Below are 18,405 nucleotides of genomic sequence, written 5' to 3' on the forward strand. Positions count from 1 at the left end.
AGCGACCGGCCACGGGGGTTGGGCCTCAGCGAGCGCACGCTTCCTGGCGACGAATGTTGCCGATCTGGCGCAGGCTGAGGCCGTATTTGTTGGCCAGCAGGCTGCGTGACAAGCCGCTGGCGCTTTCTTTCTGGATTTGCTGGTTGCGCAACTGGCGCAGGAAGTGGTCAGCCTTGGGGATCTCCAGGGCGACCCCGGCAAAGCGCTTGATCAGTGCATCAAGCGCGTCTGCCGGCAGCACATCGGCGAGCTTGGTGCGTTCGCGGTGCTTGGGGATGTACTTCGGCCTGCCGCCGTAGGCACAGGTGAGCTGGTAGGCGTTGTCGATGCCGATGCAGTCGATAAGGGCCTGCAACGAATGGGGCAGTTGGCTGATATCGATGTGGCTCAAGTCTGGCAATTCCATGTGGCGCTCCTTGGGGATGGATGGGATTACTACCCGATCACCAGCGGCGTTATGTCGACGGTGTGGCTGAATTCTCGGCGACGGACAAAGCCGGTCGCTAGGCGACATAGGGGTTGGGACTTGTAGCCTCGGAGAACAGGTATTGCAGGCAGCGATATCCGGCGCTGTAGGAGATGGCTTCAACAACTGGCTGCAGCGGGTGGTTTCCCATCGAGCCTCATCCAGTTCTGCCTGTTGGGTCTGGTAACCCTCACTCGCACGGATAGCTGCTCAGCAGGCTGGCGCCACGCAGGTACGCCTCGGGGCTGTGAAGCATGCCTTGTGGCAGCGTGCGCCAATCGACCAGCAAGCACAGCGCATGCAGCGGCTGGCCATTGCGCTGGCCGATGACCTGGTCGGCGAAGTGGCGCCGGTACAGCGCCTGGGTGGGCTGCAGCGCCTGTACCTGGTCAGCCCGGTCCAGGGTTTGCCGGGCCAGTTCGGGCAGCAAGGCCGGCGCGACGGTGAAATGCACCGAAGTACCGTTTGCCTGCAGGTAGCCGGCCTGGCGCACGCGTTGCCAGAGTTGTTGCCATTGGCTGGACCCGGCCTGGGCGGCCAGGCTGCGTCCCAGGTCGAGCAATTGCCCGGTCGAGGCCTGGCGGGTGTCCAATGCATGAAGGGAAAGAGGGGTTAACAACAGCGATGCGAACAGCAGGGGTTTGTACATGGTGCCTCCGGCGGCGAGAGCTTGGGAGCGCCATGCTTGCAGGCCACCGCCGCCCCACCCAGCAGGAAATGCAGCGCCGGGGCCGGTGGCCGTTGTATGATTGCCGCGGCTCGTTGCGAGCCATTTGCCCCAGATGTTGCAAGGAACCTTCGATGACACATGTGCAGCGCCTCAAATATTCCCTTCTGATCATCCTGGTCGTACTGGGCCTGATGCTGGGCCTGTCCCACCTGCAGAAGCAGGGTACGATCAGTGAGCAGACCTTCCAGATGCTGGCGATTGCGATTGCCGTGGTGGTCGTGGTCATCAACGGTATCTTGCGGCGCAAGGTCAAGCCCTGACCGGTGCCGGCCGGCCAAGCTGTGGCCGGCCATACCTTCAGCGCGAAGGCGTTTGCTCCAGCACGGCGCGCGCCTGGGGGTCGAGGCTGTAGCATTTGTCGCTGCCCAGCTGGATGACGCCCTCGGCGCACAGCCGCTTGAGCACTTCACGCACGCTGAGGAACGACAGCGGGATATCCAGCTGTTGCAGTTGCGCGTGCACGCCGCGCACGCCAATGCTGCGGCCATTACGCTGGGCGACGTGCAGGGCGTCGATCACCTTGAGGCGGATCAGGCTGGTGCGCAGGCCGAAGGTGCGCAACAACGCGCGGATCTGTTCGTTGCCGGTACGTTCGTCGGCCACGGCGTCCTGTCCCTGGGGCGCTTTGTCCGGGCCGCGGCCAGCCTGGATGGTGGATGGCGGGTTGTACATGTGAATGCTCCTTTTCGTCGACGAACCCGAAATATGGGTGCCTCAATGACTAGGACGAATGAGAACGGAAAAACTGCAGCTCATCCGTTAAAAAAATGTCGGTTATAGTTCAAGACGTTTCATCCGCCGCTGGCAGGTAAAATTTGCTCGTGGCCATTCGTCTGCTCGGGATGAACCCCGAACTCGAGGAATGCCCGTGTTTTCACTTTCCCGCCCCCTGACTTGCGCTGGCCTGGCCGCCGCGCTGGCAGCCTTCAGTGCAGGCGTACCGGCGCAGCCGGCCGCAGTCGAAGCCAGCGCGCAGATTCGCCGCACCAGCTACGGCGTGCCGCATATCCTGGCCAAGGACGAGCGGGGCCTGGGCTACGGTATCGGCTACGCCTACGCGCAGGACAACCTGTGCCTGCTGGGCAACGAGGTGCTGACGGTCAGCGGGGAGCGTTCGCGTTACTTCGGCGCCAACGGCAAGACCTTGGAACAACGCGACAACCTGGCCAGCGATGTGTTCTTCACCTGGTTCAACAGCCCGCTCGCAGTCCGTGCGTTCCTGCAGGCGCAACCAGCCCCGGTCCAGGCGTTGCTGGCGGGGTATGCCAGTGGCTACAACCGGGCGCTGGCCGAGCGCCGTGGTCAAGGTTTGCCCGCCGAATGCGGCAATGGCGAGTGGCTGCGGCCGATCAGCAGCGAAGACCTGGTCAAGCTCACCCGTCGATTGTTGGCCGAAGGTGGCCTCGGGCAGTTCGTCGAAGCCCTGGCAGGGGCGCAACCGCCATCGTCCACTGCCCGACCGGCAGCCAGTGGCTTTGCCACGGCGCTGGCCCGTCAGGAACGTTTTGCCCAGGAGCGCGGCAGCAATGCCGTGGCCGTAGGTGCGCGGCGTTCGGCCAATGGCCGTGGCCTGTTGCTGGCCAACCCGCACTTCCCGTGGATGGGCGGCATGCGCTTCTACCAGATGCAGCTGACCATCCCCGGCAAGCTCGATGTGATGGGCGCGGCGCTGCCGGGGTTGCCAGTGGTCAACATCGGTTTCAACCGGCACCTGGCCTGGACGCACACCGTCGACACGTCGCAGCACTTTACCCTGTACCGCTTGCAGCTCGATCCCAAGGACCCGACCCGCTATCTGTTCGATGGCCAGTCGCTGCCACTGAGCCGGCACACCGTCAGCGTTGCGGTCAAGGCCGCGGATGGCAGCCTGAGGCAGGTGCAACGCCAGGTCTACAGTTCGCATTTCGGCCCGGTGGTGCAATGGCCTGGGCGCCTGGACTGGGATGCTCATGCGGCCTACAGCTTGCGTGATGCCAACCTGGAGAACACCCGGGTATTGCAGCAGTGGTACCAGATCAACCGCGCCGACAGCGTGGCGGGGTTGCAGCGGGCGGTCGAACAGTTGCAGGGCATTCCCTGGGTCAACACGCTGGCGGTGGACCAGAGTGGCCAGGCCTTGTACCTGAACCAGTCGGTGGTGCCGTATGTCGATCAGCAGCTGCTGGCCGCGTGCAGCAACCCGCAGGCCCAGGGGCGTCTGGTAGTGCTGGATGGTTCGCGCAGTGCATGCGCGTGGAAGGTGGATGCGCAGGCGGCACAGCCGGGGATCTTCCCGGCACGCCTGCTGCCGAGCCTGCAGCGCACGGATTTCGTGCAGAACTCCAATGACCCGGCCTGGATGAGCAACCCGGCGCAGCCGCTGACCGGCTACTCGCCGCTGATAAGCCGCAGCGACCAGCCGCTGGGCATGCGCGGCCGTTTTGCCCTGCAACGCCTGCAGGGCAAGGCCCGCTTGGCGATCGACGATTTGCAACGCATGGTCACCGACGATGAGGTCTACCTGGCCAGCCTGGTGCTGCCAGACCTGCTGCAATGGTGCCAGGGCGCCGCTGCCGATGTGCAGGCCGTATGCAGCAGCCTGGCGACCTGGAACGGCAAGGCCGACCTCGACAGCGGCATTGGCCTGGTGCACTTCAACAACCTGGTCGAGGCATTGGCCGAGCACCCGGAAAGCTGGCGGGTGGCCTTCGACCCGGCCGACCCACAGCACACCCCGCGCGGCCTGGCGGTCGAGCAGGCAGCGGTGCGCAAACGCCTGCACCAGGCGGCGCTGGCGTCGCTCAGGCAGGTGAATGAGAGTGGTGTGGCAGGGCAGCAGCGCTGGGGCCAGGTGCAGCAGGCGGTGGATGGCACCCCGGTGCCGGGCGGCCCGCAAGCATTGGGCGTGTACAACGCGATCCACAGCGTGCCGCACGGGCAGGGCAAGCGGCTGGTGGTCAGTGGTACCAGCTACCTGCAACTGGTCAGCTTTACCGACACGGGGCCGGAGGCGCGCGGGTTGCTGGCGTTCTCGCAGTCCAGTGAAGCCGGTTCGGCGCACTTCGGCGACCAGACCAAGGCCTTCTCGGCCAAGCAACTGCTGCCATTACCGTTTACCGAGGCACAAATCCAGGCCGACCCCGGCTACCGGCAGTATGTGATCAGTGAGGGGGACAAGGGCGCGCTGGCCAGCCAGCCTTGAGGCGCTAACACAGGCACTGCACCATGACCGCAAGCGGTGCAGTCCCTGTGCGAGCGGATTTACCCGCGAAGCGGCCAGTATGTGCCAGTGCTACAGCGTCAGGAAAACTCGAACGGCGCCAGCTGAAAGCCTTGCTCGTCAACCTGCAGCACCCAGCCCCGACGGTCCCAGTCACCCAGCACGATGCGCCGTGCCGGTTGCCCATCGACCACCAGTTTGTGGATCGCCGGCCGGTGGGTATGGCCATGCACCAGCGTGCGCACACCCTGCGCGGCCATCACCTGCGGCACTGCTTCCGGGGTGACGTCGACGATTTCGGTGGCTTTCATCCGCGTTTGCGAGCGGCTTTCGCTGCGCAGCTTGCGCGCCAGCTTGTAGCGCGCCGCCAGTGGCAGGTGACGCAACACCCACAAGCTCAACGGGTTGCGCAGCAGACGGCGCATCTTCATGTAGCCCAGGTCGCGGGTGCACAGGGTGTCGCCATGCATCAGCAACACCGGTTCGCCGCCCAGTTCGATCACGCTGGGGTCGGCCAGCAACGTGCAGCCCGCCGCTTCGCAGAAGGCCTGGCCAATCAGGAAATCACGGTTGCCATGCATCAGGTAGATGGCCGTACCGCTGTCGCTCAGGCGGCGCATGGCCTGGCAGATCGACTGCTGGAACGGCGTCATGGCGTCGTCGCCGATCCACGCTTCGAAGAAGTCACCGAGAATGTACAAGGCCTTGGCATGGCGGGCACGACCATCGAGCAAATCAAGAAACGCCCGGGTAATGTCCGGGCGTTCTTCTTGCAGGTGCAGATCGGAGATCAGCAGGATCACTCAATGATCTCGGCTTTCTCGATGATCACGTCGTCTTTCGGCACGTCCTGGTGGCCGGCCTTGGAACCGGTCGCGACCTTCTCGATGGCATCGACGATTTCACGGCCTTCGATCACTTCGCCGAATACCGCGTAGCCCCAGCCCTGCACGTTCTTGCCGCTGTGGTTGAGGAAGTCGTTGTCAGAAGCGTTGATGAAGAACTGCGCTGAGGCGGAGTGCGGCTCCATGGTACGGGCCATGGCGATGCTGTACTTCTTGTTCTTCAGGCCGTTGTCGGCTTCGTTCTGGATGCTGGCGCGGGTCTTCTTCTGGCTCATGCCAGGCTCGAAGCCGCCGCCCTGAATCATGAAGCCCTTGATCACGCGGTGGAACACGGTGCCGTTGTAGTGGCCATCCTTGACGTACTGAACGAAGTTTTCGGTAGTCAGCGGCGCTTTTTCGGCGTCCAGTTGCAGGACGATGTCGCCGTGGTTGGTGCTCAGTTTGACTTTGGACATGCTGAAACTCGCTCTTTCAAGGCAATCGGGAATTAGGGTGCGCAGGGCGCGGGGTTACCACCTGACGCAGGATCAGGCGGTCGCGACACATGGCGCGCACTGGCCATTTTGCCAGGCTGCGGCAAAAAGCCGTGATAAATCACGCTTGTTTGTCCGGGCCCGACTGTCAGCAGCTTGACTGCTTCGGCTATGATAGGCCCTTTGATTCAATCGGCCTACCCAGGCCGGCCACGTGCATTCAAGGATCCTATGAGCAAGCCCACTGCCGACAACGCGCCCAACGCCGCTGCCAAAGGCGCCCCCGCTGTCCCTGCGAACTTCCTGCGGCCGATCATCCAGGCCGACCTGGACTCGGGCAAGCACAGCCGCATCGTTACTCGTTTCCCGCCGGAGCCCAATGGTTACCTGCACATCGGCCACGCCAAGTCGATCTGCGTCAACTTCGGCCTGGCCAAGGAGTTCGGGGGCGTCTGCCACCTGCGTTTCGACGATACCAACCCGGCCAAGGAAGACCAGGAGTACATCGACGCCATCCAGAGCGATGTCAAGTGGCTGGGCTTCGACTGGGCCGGTGACGTGCGCTATGCCTCCGACTACTTCGACCAGTTGCACGACTGGGCGGTCGAGCTGATCAAGCGCGGCAAGGCCTACGTCTGCGACCTCACCCCCGAGCAGGCCAAGGAATACCGTGGCAACCTCAAGGAGCCGGGCAAGAACAGCCCGTTCCGCGAGCGCAGCGTGGAAGAGAACCTGGACCTGTTCGCGCGCATGAAGGCTGGTGAGTTCAAGGATGGCGAGCGCGTGCTGCGGGCCAAGATCGACATGGCCTCGCCGAACATGAACCTGCGCGACCCGATCCTGTACCGCATCCGCCATGCCCACCACCACCAGACCGGTGACAAGTGGTGCATCTACCCCAACTACGACTTTACCCACGGCCAGTCGGACGCCATCGAGGGCATCACCCACTCGATCTGCACCCTGGAATTCGAAGGGCATCGTCCGCTGTACGACTGGTTCCTCGACAACCTGCCGGTGCCGGCCCATCCGCGCCAGTATGAGTTCAGCCGCCTGAACCTGAACTACACCATTACCTCCAAGCGCAAGCTCAAGCAGTTGGTCGACGAAAAGCACGTCGAAGCCTGGGACGACCCGCGCATGTCGACCCTGTCCGGTTTCCGTCGCCGTGGCTACACCCCGGCCTCGATCCGCAACTTCTGTGAAATGATCGGCACCAACCGTTCCGACGGCGTGGTCGACATGTCGATGCTGGAGTTCAGCATCCGTGACGACCTGGACCGCACCGCGCCGCGCGCCATGTGCGTGCTGCGCCCGCTGAAGGTGGTCATCACCAACTACCCGCAAGGCCAGGTCGAGCAGCTCGAGCTGCCGCGCCACCCGAAGGAAGACATGGGCGTGCGCGTGCTGCCGTTCTCCCGTGAGCTGTACATCGACCGCGACGACTTCATGGAACAGCCGCCGAAGGGCTACAAGCGCCTGGAACCGGCCGGCGAAGTGCGCCTGCGCGGCAGCTACGTGATCCGTGCCGACGAGGCCATCAAGGATGCCGACGGCAACATCGTCGAGCTGCGCTGCTCGTACGACCCGGACACCCTGGGCAAGAACCCTGAGGGGCGCAAGGTCAAGGGCGTGATCCACTGGGTGCCGGCCGAGGGCAGCGTCGAGTGCGAAGTGCGCCTGTACGACCGCCTGTTCCGCTCGCCGAACCCGGAAAAGACCGAGGAGGGCGGCAGCTTCCTGGACAACATCAACCCGGATTCGCTGCAGGTGCTGCGCGGCTGCCGTGCCGAGCCATCGCTGGCCCAGGCCCAGCCCGAGGACCGCTTCCAGTTCGAGCGCGAAGGCTACTTCTGCGCCGACCTGAAAGACAGCCAGCCGGGCCGCCCGGTGTTCAACCGCACTGTCACCTTGCGTGACTCCTGGGGCAGCTGAGGAACCGCCGTGCTAACCATCTACAACACCCTGAGCAAAGCCAAGGAAGTCTTCAAGCCGCTGGATGGCAACAAGGTGCGCATGTACGTGTGCGGCATGACCGTGTACGACTACTGCCACCTGGGCCATGGCCGCAGCATGGTGGCCTTCGACCTGGTCACGCGCTGGCTGCGCAAGAGCGGCTACGAGCTGACCTACGTGCGCAACATCACCGACATCGATGACAAGATCATCAACCGGGCCAACGAGAACGGCGAAACCTTCGACGCCCTGACCGCGCGCATGATCGACGCCATGCACGAAGACGAGCGACGCCTGAACATCCTGCCGCCGGACCAGGAGCCGCGTGCCACCGACCATATCGCCGGCATGCACGCGATGATCCAGACCTTGATCGACAAGGGCTACGCCTACGCTCCGGGCAATGGCGACGTGTACTACCGGGTCGGCAAGTTCGTCGGCTACGGCAAGCTGTCGCGCAAGAAGATCGAAGACCTGCGTATCGGCGCGCGCATCGAGGTCGATGAAGCCAAGCAGGACCCGCTGGATTTCGTCCTGTGGAAAGGCGCCAAGCCGGGCGAGCCGAGCTGGGAATCGCCATGGGGCCCGGGGCGTCCGGGCTGGCACATCGAATGCTCGGTGATGTCCACTTGCTGCCTGGGCGAAAGCTTCGACATCCACGGCGGTGGCAGCGACCTGGAGTTCCCGCACCACGAGAACGAGATTGCCCAGAGCGAGGCGGCCACTGGCAAACCGTACGCCAACGCCTGGATGCACTGCGGCATGATCCGTATCAACGGCGAGAAAATGTCCAAGTCGTTGAACAACTTCTTCACCATCCGCGACGTGCTCGAGAAGTACCACCCGGAAGTGGTGCGTTATCTGCTGGTGGCCAGCCACTACCGCAGCGCGATCAACTACTCGGAAGACAGCCTGCGCGATGCCAAGGGCGCCCTGGAGCGCTTCTATCACGCCTTGCGCGGCCTGCCGCGCGTGCCGGCCAAGGGTGGTGAGGCGTTTGTCGAGCGCTTCAGCGTGGCGATGAACGACGACTTCGGCACGCCTGAAGCCTGCGCCGTACTGTTCGACCTGGTGCGCGAAATCAACCGCCTGCGCGACAGCGACCCGGATGCGGCCGCCGGCCTGGCGGGTCGCCTGCGCGAGCTGGGTGACGTGCTGGGGGTGCTGCAGCTGGAAGCCGATGACTTCCTGCGTGCCGGTGCCGAAGGCAAGGTCGATGCTGCTGCGGTCGAGGGCTTGATCCAGGCGCGCCTGCAGGCGCGTGCGGACAAGAACTGGGCCGAATCCGACCGTATTCGCGACCAGCTGACTGCCATGGGGGTTGTGCTGGAGGACAGCAAGGGTAGTACTACCTGGCGTCTGGCTGACTGATCCGTACAGACGGGGCCGCTTTGCGGCCCATCGCGATGCAAGGCCGCTTACTACAGGAGTAGCGCAGCATCGGATGCTTGCGTCGCCCCTGTAGCAGCGGCCTTGTGTCGCGATGGGCTGCAGAGCAGCCCCATTGTCTACTTGCCTGACGCGGCCAACGGGCAATGCAGAACCAGCCTGGCCCCACCCAACTCGCTTGCCCCCACCTCCAGCCCGAACCCGTGCAGGTCGACGATCGCCGCAACGATCGACAGCCCCAGCCCGAACCCCGCATGGCGATGGCCTTCTTCGCTGCGATAGAAACGCTTCAGTACCGCAGCCCGTTCGTCTTCGGGAATACCCGGCCCGCTGTCCTCGATGGCCAGCTGCAGGCCATTGTCGTCCTGCGTGGCGCTGATCCGCACCTGGCCACCCTCCGGGGTGAACTTGATAGCGTTGCCCACCAGGTTGGCCAAGGCTTCGAACAACAGCTCGCGGTCACCATGCAGTGCCGGCAGTTCCCCGGGCTGCTGCAATTCCAGGCGAATGCCGCCATCCTCGGCCAACGGCAGGTAGAAGTCATGCAGCTCCACCAGCAACGCGTGTGGGTCCAGCTGGACGAAACCGGCGCGCCGTTGGCGGTCTTCCAGTTCGCTGATGCGCAACAGCCCGCGAAAACGCGCCATCAAGGTGTCGGTTTCGCCGATGGCGTGGTCCAGCGCCTCGGCCTGGGTGGAGTCGCTGTCGCTCTGCTGGCGAATGCGGTACAGCTGGGCGCGCAGGCGCGTGAGTGGGGTGCGCAGGTCGTGGGCAATGTTGTCGCATACACCCTTGACCTCGTGCATCAATCGCTCGATGCGGTCGAGCATGGCATTGACGATGGCTGCCAGCATGTCCAGTTCGTCACGCCGGGCCGACAACGGCAGGCGGTGGGTGAGGTCGCCGGCAACGATCAGCTCGGCCTGGGCCTGGATCGCCCGGATGCGCTTGAGCGGCCTGCGACGCAGCAGGTACCAGCCGGCAAAGCCTGGGATCAGGGTCAGCGAGATACCCCAGAGCAGTGCATGCAGGATGATCCGGGTAACCACGAACAGCGAGCCGTTGTCACGCACCAGCACCAGCCAACGGCCGTCCTGCACCTTGATCGCCACGGCATCACAGCTGTCACGCGGCATGTGCGGGTCGTCGGCGTCCAGGCAGCGCTTGAGTTCATGAACCTTGCCATCGAGCCGCAACTCCGGCGGAAGCGCGCGAATGCGCCCGCCAATCGGGTTGAGCTGGCTGTCGAACAGGCCATAGGCATCGAAGCTGCGCTCCTCCAGGGCCTGGCTGGCAACCAGGGCATCATCCAGCTGCTTGCCGCTCATGTGGGCGAACAGGTGCTGGCGCTGCAGCATGGAATGACGGGTGAGTTTGTTCAGGTAGCTGGACACCTCGAAGTACAGCACCCCCATGAGGATGCTGCTCCAGGCCACGAACAGAAAGCTGTACAGCGCCAGCAGGCGGCTGGTCGAGGAGCTCCAGCCTTTAGACGGGTTCAGCAATGGCATAGCCGGAGCCCCGTACCGTACGGATCAGCGGCGACTGGCCGGGTGAGTCGATCTTCTTGCGCAGGCGACCAATGTGCACGTCGATCAGGTTGGTGCCCGGGTCGAAGTGGTAGCCCCAGACTTCTTCGAAAATCATCATGCGGGTGATCACCTGGCCGCTGTGGCGCATGAGGTATTCCAGCAGCTTGTACTCGGTGGGCAGCAGGTTGAGCGTCTGATCGCCGCGCCGGGCCTCGTGGCTGATCAGGTCCAGTTGCAGGTCGGCCACCTGCAGGCGGGTCTGGGTGACGGGCACGCTGTTGCGGCGCAGCAGGACCTCGACCCGGGCAGCCATCTCATCGGAGGCGAACGGTTTGGTCAGGTAGTCGTCACCACCGGCACGCAGGCCGCGCACTCGCTCGTCGACGTCCGACAGGGCACTGATCATCAGGATCGGCGTGGTGATCTTGAGGTTGCGCAGGGTCGTGACGATGGTCAGCCCGTCGACCTCGGGCAGCATGCGGTCGAGGGTGATCAGGTCGTAGCCACCGGCAATGGCTTTGGAAAGGCCTTCACGGCCATTGTCGGCCCAATCCACTTCCAGGCCGTGGCTGGTAAGTTCGGCGACGATTTCCTGGCCGGTGACGGCGTCGTCTTCGATGGTCAGTACGCGAGGCATGCTGGTTTCCGGGCATCTGATGGAGAGTTGATTGTGCCAAAGAATAGCCAACCGGCGATTTAAGAAAAATTCATCTGGCCACCCGACCGGCCGACACCCCCTTGTAGGAGCGGCCTTGTGTCGCGAGCGGGCTGCGCAGCAGCCCCCGGCAATTTGTGCATTTGCACCGAAATCCTGGGGCTGCTGCGCAGCCCGTTCGCGACACAAGGCCGCTCCTACGCAGGGCCGCGCAGGCCAGGGCAAAGTGGTCAGCGTGCGCCGATGCCTTCGGCATGCATGATCTGGGCGATGATCGGCACCGGGGTCATCAGGTGTGAACGCATCATGGCGCTGGCGCGCTTGGCGTCCCGGGCGAGAAGCGCTTCGACCAGTGCCGCATGTTCCTGGCGCTTGAGTTCCAGGGCCTGCTCGGAAAACACCGTCTGGGTCAGCCACAGGTGCCGGTAGCGCTCGGCCTGGTCGAACAGGTAGGTGCGCGCCTGCAGCAGATGCCGGGAGCCGCAACCCGACGCGATCGCGGTGTGGAACGCCTTGTGCCGCTCGTCCCAGACATCCAGGCGCTGCTCGCGGGTTTTCACCTCCATCACCTTGGCCAGGGTATGCGAGTGGGCCAGCACCGACGCTTCCCAGGCATCGTCGCCGCGCTCGATGGCCAGGGTGATGATCATCGCCTCCAGGTTGGCGCGGGCATCGTAGATGTCGTTCATCTCCTCCAGCGACATGGGCGCCACGCGGTAGCCCTTCTGGCTGATCGCGTTGACCAGGTGCTCGGCCACCAGTTGCGACAGCGCTTCCCGCAACGGGCCGACGCCCAGGTCGTAGCGTTCCTTCAGGGTGCTCATCAACAGCTTTTCCCCGGGCTTGAAGACGCCGCGGATGATGTCCTTCTTGAGCCTCTCATACCCGCTGAATGCTGAGTTTTGTCGGGGGGCGAGCGCTTCCAAGGTCCTGTTTCCTCAAACCGTTTTGCCGATCATACCGAAAGCGCCGCCTGGCGAAAAACAATGGACAAACCACAAAAACGTCGCCGAAAAATAAAAATGTAGACATTTCATGTTTGTGGCGATATTTTTCTTTCGCCCGCACTGATCCAGGTCATGACCGGACGGCGCCATTCCCTTTCTTTGCCAGGACCTTGCCATGAACGCTTTTACGCAGACCGACGAACTTGTGATGCCACTGCCGCTCGAACCGCATGGTTACACCATCGCCCCGTCGAAGCAGTCGCCGCGCCTGCTGGAGATCACCTTTGCCCGCGAAACGGTCGAAGCGTTCGTCCAGGCCGTTGCCCAGTGGCCGGTGCAGGCGTTGGAATACAAGTCGTTCCTGCGTTTTCGGGTAGGTGAGATCCTCGACCAGCTGTGCCAAGGCACCCTGCGTCCGGTGCTGCTCAACACCATCCTCAACCGCGCCAGCGGTGGCATGCTGATCACCCCGGTCGGGCTGGATGACGTGAGCCAGGCCGAAGACATGGTCAAGTTCACCACCGCCTGCGCGCACCTGATCGGGCGCAGCAACTACGACGCCATGAGCGGGCAGTTCTATGCCCGCTTCGTGGTGGTCAATACCGACAACTCCGACAGCTACCTGCGCCAGCCACACCGGGTCATGGAGCTGCACAACGACGGCACCTTCGTCAATCAGATCACCGACTACGTGCTGATGCTGAAAATTGACGAAAAGAACATGGAAGGCGGCAACTCGCTGCTGCTGCACCTGGACGACTGGGAGCAGTGCGACGAGTTCTTCCGCCACCCACTGGCCCGCCGCGAGATGCGCTGGACCGCACCACCGAGCAAGAAGGTGTCCGAGGATGTGTTCCACGCGGTATTCGACACTGATGCTGAAGGCCGCCCGACCATGCGCTACATTGACCAGTTCGTGCAGCCGGAAAACTTTGAGGAAGGCATCTGGCTGAACGCCTTGTCCGAATCGCTGGAAGGCAGCGCGAAGAAGCTTTCGGTACCGGTGGGCGTGGGCAGTTTCCTGCTGATCAACAACCTGTTCTGGCTGCATGGCCGCGATCGTTTCACGCCACACGAAGGCCTGCGCCGCGAGCTGATGCGCCAGCGCGGTTACCTCGCCTTCCCCAAACCGCTGTACCAGCGCGGGCAATAATGACAGGGCGTGGGGCGGGCGCCCGCCCATGCGTCCATGTAGCAAACGATGCCACCAGGGCCCTGCGGGCCTTGGTGAGCCAGCCAGGCAATGCCTGCGTGTGAGGTAAGGCTGTGTACGATTTCATCATCATCGGCGGTGGCATTGTGGGCATGTCCACGGCCATGCACCTGATCAAGGTCTACCCGGATGCGAAGATTCTCCTGCTGGAGAAAGAATCCGGCCCGGCCCGCCACCAGACCGGCCACAACAGCGGCGTGATCCACGCCGGCGTGTACTACACCCCTGGTAGCCTCAAGGCGCGCTTCTGCCTGGAAGGCAACAAGGCCACCAAGGCCTTCTGCACCGAGCACGGCATCCGCTTCGACGAGTGCGGCAAGCTGCTGGTAGCCACCAACGAACTGGAAATGCAGCGCATGAAGGCGCTGTGGGAGCGCACCGCGGCCAATGGCCTGGAACGCTACTGGCTGTCGGCGGCCGAGCTGCGCGAGCGCGAGCCGAACATCGTGGGCATGGGCGGCATCTTCGTGCCCTCCAGCGGCATCGTCAATTACGCCCAGGTGACGGCGGCGATGGGCGCGCAATTCCAGCGTGCCGGTGGCGAAATCCGTTATGGCGCCGAGGTGGTCGGCTTGCAGGAACTGGCCAGTGAAGTGATCGTGCGCACGCATGGCGACGAGCTGCGCAGCCGTTTCCTGGTGACCTGCTCGGGCCTGATGGCCGACCGCGTGGTGAGCATGCTGGGCCTGCGCACCGAGTTCGTCATCTGCCCGTTCCGCGGTGAGTACTACCTGCTGCCCAAGCAGCACAACCAGATCGTCAACCACCTGATCTACCCGATTCCCGACCCGTCCATGCCGTTCCTCGGGGTGCACCTGACGCGCATGATCGACGGCACCGTCACCGTCGGCCCCAACGCCGTGCTGGCGATGAAGCGCGAGGGCTATCGCAAGACCGACATCAGCCCTGGCGACCTGTTCCAGACCCTGACCACCCCGGGCATCCTCAAGGTCCTGGCGAAGAACTTCCGCCCGGGCCTGATCGAGATGAAGAACTCGCTGTTCAAGGGCGGCTACCTCAAGCAGGTGCAAAAGTACTGCCCGAGCATCACCAAGGCCGACCTCACGCCGTACCCGGCCGGCGTGCGTGCCCAGGCCGTGTCGCGTGACGGCAAGCTGATCGACGACTTCCTGTTCGTCAACACTGCACGCAGCGTCAACGTCTGCAATGCGCCGTCGCCGGCTGCCACGTCGGCCATTCCGATCGGTGCCTACATCGTCGAGAAGGTCTGTGAGCAAGTCAGTCGGCAGGGCAGCGCTGCGCCCAAGGCCGACCTGGCGCCGCGCCGGCGAGCAGCCAGCTGAAGCCCCCGTAACAGCTCCTGCGGTTTCGTTTACTCAACCCGTACTGCCCTAACTCACCCTCTAGGGCAGTGCGGGCTTTTTCGCGCCTGCGTCGGTGACGTGCAAGCCGGCGGCCCCTGCGTGGGCATGACAAAAACAACAAGGTAACGCCATGCAAACCCACAACAACAATTTGAGTCATGGATTGAAATCACGGCATGTCACCATGCTGTCCATCGCCGGTGTGATCGGTGCCGGCCTGTTCGTCGGCTCTGGCCGGGCAATCGCCGAAGCCGGGCCGGCCACCATCCTCGCCTATATCCTGGCCGGTGCCCTGGTGGTGCTGGTAATGCGCATGCTGGCGGAAATGGCGGTGGCCTCGCCGGACACCGGTTCGTTTTCCACCTATGCCGACCTCGCCATCGGCAAATGGGCCGGCTATACCATCGGCTGGCTGTACTGGTGGTTCTGGGTGCTGATCATCCCGATCGAGGCCAACATCGCCGCCACCATTATCAATTCCTGGGTTCCGCAGCTGGAAATCTGGCTGTTGTCGCTGGTCATCACCTTGCTGCTGACCGCGACCAACCTGTTCAGCGTGAAGAACTATGGTGAGTTCGAGTTCTGGCTGGCGCTGGTCAAGGTGCTGGCCATCGTCGGCTTCATCGCGCTGGGGCTGTGCGCCATCTTCGGCCTGCTGCCGGGCTCCGGTGTCAGCGGCGTGTCGCGCCTGTGGGACACGGGCGGTTTCATGCCCAACGGCTTCGGCGCGGTGCTCAGTGCCATGCTCATCACCATGTTCTCGTTCCTCGGTGCCGAGGTGGTGACCATCGCCGCAGCCGAGTCCGACGAAGCGGGCAAGCACATCTCCAAGGCCACCAACTCGGTGATCTGGCGAATCACGCTGTTCTATATCCTGTCGATCTTCATCGTCATCGCCCTGGTGCCATGGACTGACCCGCGCCTGGCCAGCGAAGGTTCCTATGTCACGGTGCTGGACACCCTCGGCGTGGCGCATGCCAAGGCGATCATCGACTTCGTCGTGCTGACTTCGGTCACCAGCTGCCTCAACTCGTCGCTGTACACCGCCTCGCGCATGGTCTATTCGCTGAGCCGCCGCGGTGATGCACCGGCCTGCGCCCAGCTGACCAGCCGCAGTGGCACGCCAGTGGTGGCGGTGTTGCTGTCCACCGGTGCGGCGTTCCTGGCGGTCATTGCCAACTACTTGGTGCCGGCCAAGGTATTTGGCTTCCTCATGGCCAGCTCCGGCGCGATTGCCTTGCTGGTGTACCTGGTGATTGCCATTTCCCAGTTGCGCCTGCGCCAGCGCCTCACTGCCCAGGGCAAGACCTTGGGCTACCGCATGTGGCTGTTCCCGTGGCTGACCTGGGCGGTGATCCTGTTCATCAGCGCAGTACTGGTGTTGATGTTGTTCCGCCCGGACCACCGCATAGAGGTCGTATCGACCATGGTGCTGGCGCTGCTGGTGGTGTGTTCCGGCCTGCTGGTTACCCGGCACCGGGCCCGCGGGATGGTGCCAGGGGGCGTGGGGCAGGGCGCCTGACCCTGGCGCGCTGAAGACAGACGAGCAACTCGCTCCCGGCTGTGAGAGGATGTCCGCCATCACAGCCAGGACCCCGAATGCAGCCTGATGAAGACACCGAAAAGAATCGAACCCCTGATCGAGGACGGCCTGGTCGACGAAGTACTGCGGCCGTTGATGAGTGGCAAGGAAGCCGCCGTGTATGTCGTGCGCTGCGGCAGCCAGGTGCGCTGCGCCAAGGTGTATAAAGAAGCCAGCAAGCGCAGTTTCCGCCAGGCCGCCGAATACCAGGAAGGCCGCAAGGTGCGCAACAGCCGCCAGGCACGGGCCATGGCCAAGGGCAGCAAGTATGGCCGTAAGGAAGCCGAGGATGCCTGGCAGAACGCCGAAGTGGCGGCGCTGTTCCGGCTGGCCGCTGCCGGCGTGCGTGTGCCACGGCCCTACGACTTCCAGGACGGCGTGCTGTTGATGGAACTGGTGACCGACGCCGACGGCGACGCGGCACCGCGCCTGAACGACGTGCACCTGGAGGCCGAGCAAGCCCGCACCTTCCATGCCTTCGTCATCCGCCAGATCGCGCTGATGCTGTGTGCCGGGCTGGTGCATGGCGACCTGTCGGAGTTCAACGTGCTGCTCGGCCCCGACGGGCCGGTGATCATCGACCTGCCGCAGGCCGTGGATGCAGCAGCCAACAACCATGCCTTCAGCATGTTGCAACGCGATGTGGCCAACATGGCGCACTATTTCGGGCGATTTGCGCCAGAGTTGAAAAATACGCGTTACGCGCAGGAAATGTGGGCCTTGTACGAGGCGGGCGAACTGCGCCCGGACAGCCCGCTGACAGGGCTGTTCGAGGAGGATGTGCATGATGCCGACGTGGCGGGGGTGATGCGCGAGATCGATGCCGCCCGCCGGGATGAGGCGCGCCGGCGTGCGGCGCGGGCCGAGGCCGAGCATGGGCCGGCTGGGGCCGAGGAGCCGACCCCGCCCTGGCTGCAGTGACAGGTCGCCTGTGCCGCAGCAACCGTTGCCTTTGACGCACGACAATATCTCGTCATTTGGCCTTTTCACTGGCGCGCGACAGGCATAAGGTATACGCCGTTCAAATCCCCTGGAGCAGTCATGTCCAACCAATTCCCGTCCGTTCGTCCTCGCCGCCTGCGCCAGAACGAGTCCCTGCGCACGATCTTCCAGGAAACCGAGTTCCGCCTTGAAGACCTGATCCTGCCAATCTTCGTCGAAGAGGGCATCGACGACTTCGTGCCGATCACCAGCATGCCGGGCGTCAACCGTATCCCCGAGAAGCTGCTGGCCCAGGAAATCGAACGCTATGCCCGCGCCGGCATCAAGTCGGTGATGACCTTTGGCGTTTCGCACAACCTGGACGCCGTTGGCAGCGACACCTGGAACGAAAACGGCCTGGTCGCGCGCATGTCGCGGATCTGCAAGGACACCGTGCCGGAAATGGTGGTGATGTCCGACACCTGCTTCTGCGAATACACCAGCCACGGCCATTGTGGCGTGTTGCATGACCACGGCGTGGACAATGACGCCACACTGGCCAACCTGGGCAAGCAGGCGGTCATCGCCGCCGCAGCCGGTGCCGATTTCATCGCCCCTTCGGCGGCAATGGACGGCCAGGTGCAAGCCATCCGCAGCGCGCTGGATGCTGCCGGGTTTCACGACACCGCGATCATGGCCTATTCCACCAAGTTCGCTTCGTCACTGTATGGCCCGTTCCGCGAAGCTGGTGGTACCGCACTGAAGGGCGACCGCAAGAGCTATCAGATGAACCCCATGAACCGCCGCGAAGCGGTGCGCGAGTCGCTGCTCGACGAGCAGGAAGGGGCCGATGTGCTGATGGTCAAGCCGGCCGGCGCCTACCTCGACGTGATTGCCGATATCCGTGCCGCCTCGCGCCTGCCGCTGGCGGCATACCAGGTCAGTGGCGAATACGCGATGATCAAGTTCGGCGGCCTGGCTGGCGCCATCGATGAAGGCCGGGTGGTGCGTGAAAGCATCGGCGCGATCAAACGCGCCGGTGCCGACCTGATCCTCACCTACTTCGCCATGGACCTGGCCCGCGACGGTATCTGACCGGGGCCTTTACCCGTGCAAGCCGCTGTCATCGCAGCGGCTTTCCTCCACTGCGCAGCAGCTGCGAGAAAGCACGA

Annotated in this window: 17 protein-coding genes; 9 read left to right on the top strand and 8 right to left on the bottom strand. The window is 63.7% G+C overall.

Annotation, left to right across the window (positions count from 1 at the left end; translation table 11 throughout):
* Positions 1-25: 25 nt before the first annotated feature.
* Both ACJA3S_RS11880 and ACJA3S_RS11885 read right to left on the bottom strand, forming a co-directional pair.
* A complete protein-coding gene (locus ACJA3S_RS11880) occupies positions 26-406 on the bottom strand; it encodes a Mor transcription activator family protein (RefSeq protein WP_186684933.1) in 381 nt (126 codons plus the stop codon).
* A gap of 250 nt (positions 407-656) precedes the next feature.
* Positions 657-1,115 carry a hypothetical protein gene (locus ACJA3S_RS11885; protein WP_406821980.1) on the bottom strand — a complete coding sequence of 153 codons (459 nt, stop codon included), beginning with the start codon at positions 1,113-1,115 and terminating at the stop codon, positions 657-659.
* 152 nt (positions 1,116-1,267) lie between these two features.
* On the opposite strand from ACJA3S_RS11885, the gene ACJA3S_RS11890 reads away from it, so the two are divergent.
* A complete protein-coding gene (locus ACJA3S_RS11890; protein WP_003248064.1) occupies positions 1,268-1,456 on the top strand; it encodes a hypothetical protein in 189 nt (62 codons plus the stop codon).
* A 37-nt stretch (positions 1,457-1,493) separates the two neighbouring features.
* Here ACJA3S_RS11890 and ACJA3S_RS11895 read toward each other — a convergent pair whose 3' ends face one another.
* Positions 1,494-1,868, bottom strand: coding sequence for a fe2+ zn2+ uptake regulation protein (locus tag ACJA3S_RS11895; protein WP_406821981.1), 375 nt, complete (start codon positions 1,866-1,868; stop codon positions 1,494-1,496).
* A gap of 196 nt (positions 1,869-2,064) precedes the next feature.
* Between ACJA3S_RS11895 and ACJA3S_RS11900 the strand changes: the two genes are divergently transcribed.
* Positions 2,065-4,377: an acylase gene (locus ACJA3S_RS11900; RefSeq protein WP_406821982.1), complete on the top strand. Its 2,313-nt coding sequence runs from the start codon at positions 2,065-2,067 to the stop codon at positions 4,375-4,377.
* Positions 4,378-4,475: 98 nt separating this feature from the next.
* Here the strand turns inward: ACJA3S_RS11900 and ACJA3S_RS11905 are convergent, their stop codons facing one another.
* Together ACJA3S_RS11905 and ACJA3S_RS11910 are read right to left on the bottom strand one after the other, a co-directional pair.
* Entirely contained in the window at positions 4,476-5,198 is a 723-nt protein-coding gene (locus ACJA3S_RS11905) for a UDP-2,3-diacylglucosamine diphosphatase (protein ID WP_406821983.1), read from the bottom strand.
* On the bottom strand, positions 5,195-5,695 hold the full coding sequence (locus ACJA3S_RS11910; RefSeq protein ID WP_225778034.1) for a peptidylprolyl isomerase: 501 nt from the start codon (positions 5,693-5,695) through the stop codon (positions 5,195-5,197). The genes ACJA3S_RS11905 and ACJA3S_RS11910 overlap by 4 nt, the downstream gene beginning before the upstream one ends.
* Positions 5,696-5,944: 249 nt before the next feature.
* Between ACJA3S_RS11910 and ACJA3S_RS11915 the strand changes: the two genes are divergently transcribed.
* Positions 5,945-7,648, top strand: a complete 1,704-nt coding sequence (locus tag ACJA3S_RS11915; RefSeq protein ID WP_406821984.1) for a glutamine--tRNA ligase/YqeY domain fusion protein — start codon at positions 5,945-5,947, stop codon at positions 7,646-7,648.
* Between the two features lie 9 nt (positions 7,649-7,657).
* Positions 7,658-9,040, top strand: a complete 1,383-nt coding sequence (cysS, locus tag ACJA3S_RS11920; RefSeq protein ID WP_406821985.1) for a cysteine--tRNA ligase — start codon at positions 7,658-7,660, stop codon at positions 9,038-9,040.
* Positions 9,041-9,177: 137 nt separating this feature from the next.
* Here cysS and ACJA3S_RS11925 read toward each other — a convergent pair whose 3' ends face one another.
* The 3 genes from ACJA3S_RS11925 to csiR form a co-directional block, all read right to left on the bottom strand.
* On the bottom strand, positions 9,178-10,569 hold the full coding sequence (locus tag ACJA3S_RS11925) for a sensor histidine kinase (protein WP_406821986.1): 1,392 nt from the start codon (positions 10,567-10,569) through the stop codon (positions 9,178-9,180).
* Positions 10,547-11,227 (bottom strand): response regulator transcription factor, encoded by a 681-nt coding sequence (locus ACJA3S_RS11930; protein ID WP_170029697.1) that lies wholly within the window; start codon positions 11,225-11,227, stop codon positions 10,547-10,549. The genes ACJA3S_RS11925 and ACJA3S_RS11930 overlap by 23 nt, the downstream gene beginning before the upstream one ends.
* 248 nt (positions 11,228-11,475) lie before the next feature.
* Positions 11,476-12,171: a DNA-binding transcriptional regulator CsiR gene (gene csiR, locus ACJA3S_RS11935; protein WP_170029698.1), complete on the bottom strand. Its 696-nt coding sequence runs from the start codon at positions 12,169-12,171 to the stop codon at positions 11,476-11,478.
* A gap of 196 nt (positions 12,172-12,367) precedes the next feature.
* On the opposite strand from csiR, the gene glaH reads away from it, so the two are divergent.
* From glaH to hemB, 5 genes are all read left to right on the top strand, one after another.
* On the top strand, positions 12,368-13,345 hold the full coding sequence (gene glaH / locus ACJA3S_RS11940; RefSeq protein WP_406821987.1) for a glutarate dioxygenase GlaH: 978 nt from the start codon (positions 12,368-12,370) through the stop codon (positions 13,343-13,345).
* Between the two features lie 113 nt (positions 13,346-13,458).
* Positions 13,459-14,709: an L-2-hydroxyglutarate oxidase gene (gene lhgO / locus ACJA3S_RS11945; RefSeq protein WP_406821988.1), complete on the top strand. Its 1,251-nt coding sequence runs from the start codon at positions 13,459-13,461 to the stop codon at positions 14,707-14,709.
* A gap of 151 nt (positions 14,710-14,860) precedes the next feature.
* The gene (gene gabP, locus ACJA3S_RS11950) at positions 14,861-16,252 is read left to right on the top strand and encodes a GABA permease (protein ID WP_406821989.1); all 1,392 of its coding nucleotides are present in this window, start codon (positions 14,861-14,863) and stop codon (positions 16,250-16,252) included.
* A gap of 87 nt (positions 16,253-16,339) precedes the next feature.
* The gene (locus ACJA3S_RS11955) at positions 16,340-17,233 is read left to right on the top strand and encodes a PA4780 family RIO1-like protein kinase (protein WP_406821990.1); all 894 of its coding nucleotides are present in this window, start codon (positions 16,340-16,342) and stop codon (positions 17,231-17,233) included.
* A gap of 120 nt (positions 17,234-17,353) precedes the next feature.
* Positions 17,354-18,328 carry a porphobilinogen synthase gene (gene hemB, locus ACJA3S_RS11960; RefSeq protein WP_406821991.1) on the top strand — a complete coding sequence of 325 codons (975 nt, stop codon included), beginning with the start codon at positions 17,354-17,356 and terminating at the stop codon, positions 18,326-18,328.
* Positions 18,329-18,405: the final 77 nt, after the last annotated feature.

The organism is Pseudomonas sp. KnCO4 (assembly GCF_045344305.1).
Lineage (GTDB): Bacteria > Pseudomonadota > Gammaproteobacteria > Pseudomonadales > Pseudomonadaceae > Aquipseudomonas > Aquipseudomonas anuradhapurensis.

Coding starts and splice junctions, on each gene's coding strand:
- ACJA3S_RS11895 (WP_406821981.1), bottom strand. CDS start 1,868: ATGTACAACCCGCCATCCACCATCCAGGCTGGCCGCGGCCCGGACAAA.
- ACJA3S_RS11925 (WP_406821986.1), bottom strand. CDS start 10,569: ATGCCATTGCTGAACCCGTCTAAAGGCTGGAGCTCCTCGACCAGCCGC.
- ACJA3S_RS11930 (WP_170029697.1), bottom strand. CDS start 11,227: ATGCCTCGCGTACTGACCATCGAAGACGACGCCGTCACCGGCCAGGAA.
- hemB (WP_406821991.1), top strand. CDS start 17,354: ATGTCCAACCAATTCCCGTCCGTTCGTCCTCGCCGCCTGCGCCAGAAC.
- gabP (WP_406821989.1), top strand. CDS start 14,861: ATGCAAACCCACAACAACAATTTGAGTCATGGATTGAAATCACGGCAT.
- glaH (WP_406821987.1), top strand. CDS start 12,368: ATGAACGCTTTTACGCAGACCGACGAACTTGTGATGCCACTGCCGCTC.
- ACJA3S_RS11880 (WP_186684933.1), bottom strand. CDS start 406: ATGGAATTGCCAGACTTGAGCCACATCGATATCAGCCAACTGCCCCAT.
- ACJA3S_RS11885 (WP_406821980.1), bottom strand. CDS start 1,115: ATGTACAAACCCCTGCTGTTCGCATCGCTGTTGTTAACCCCTCTTTCC.
- ACJA3S_RS11910 (WP_225778034.1), bottom strand. CDS start 5,695: ATGTCCAAAGTCAAACTGAGCACCAACCACGGCGACATCGTCCTGCAA.
- ACJA3S_RS11915 (WP_406821984.1), top strand. CDS start 5,945: ATGAGCAAGCCCACTGCCGACAACGCGCCCAACGCCGCTGCCAAAGGC.
- ACJA3S_RS11890 (WP_003248064.1), top strand. CDS start 1,268: ATGACACATGTGCAGCGCCTCAAATATTCCCTTCTGATCATCCTGGTC.
- ACJA3S_RS11955 (WP_406821990.1), top strand. CDS start 16,340: ATGAAGACACCGAAAAGAATCGAACCCCTGATCGAGGACGGCCTGGTC.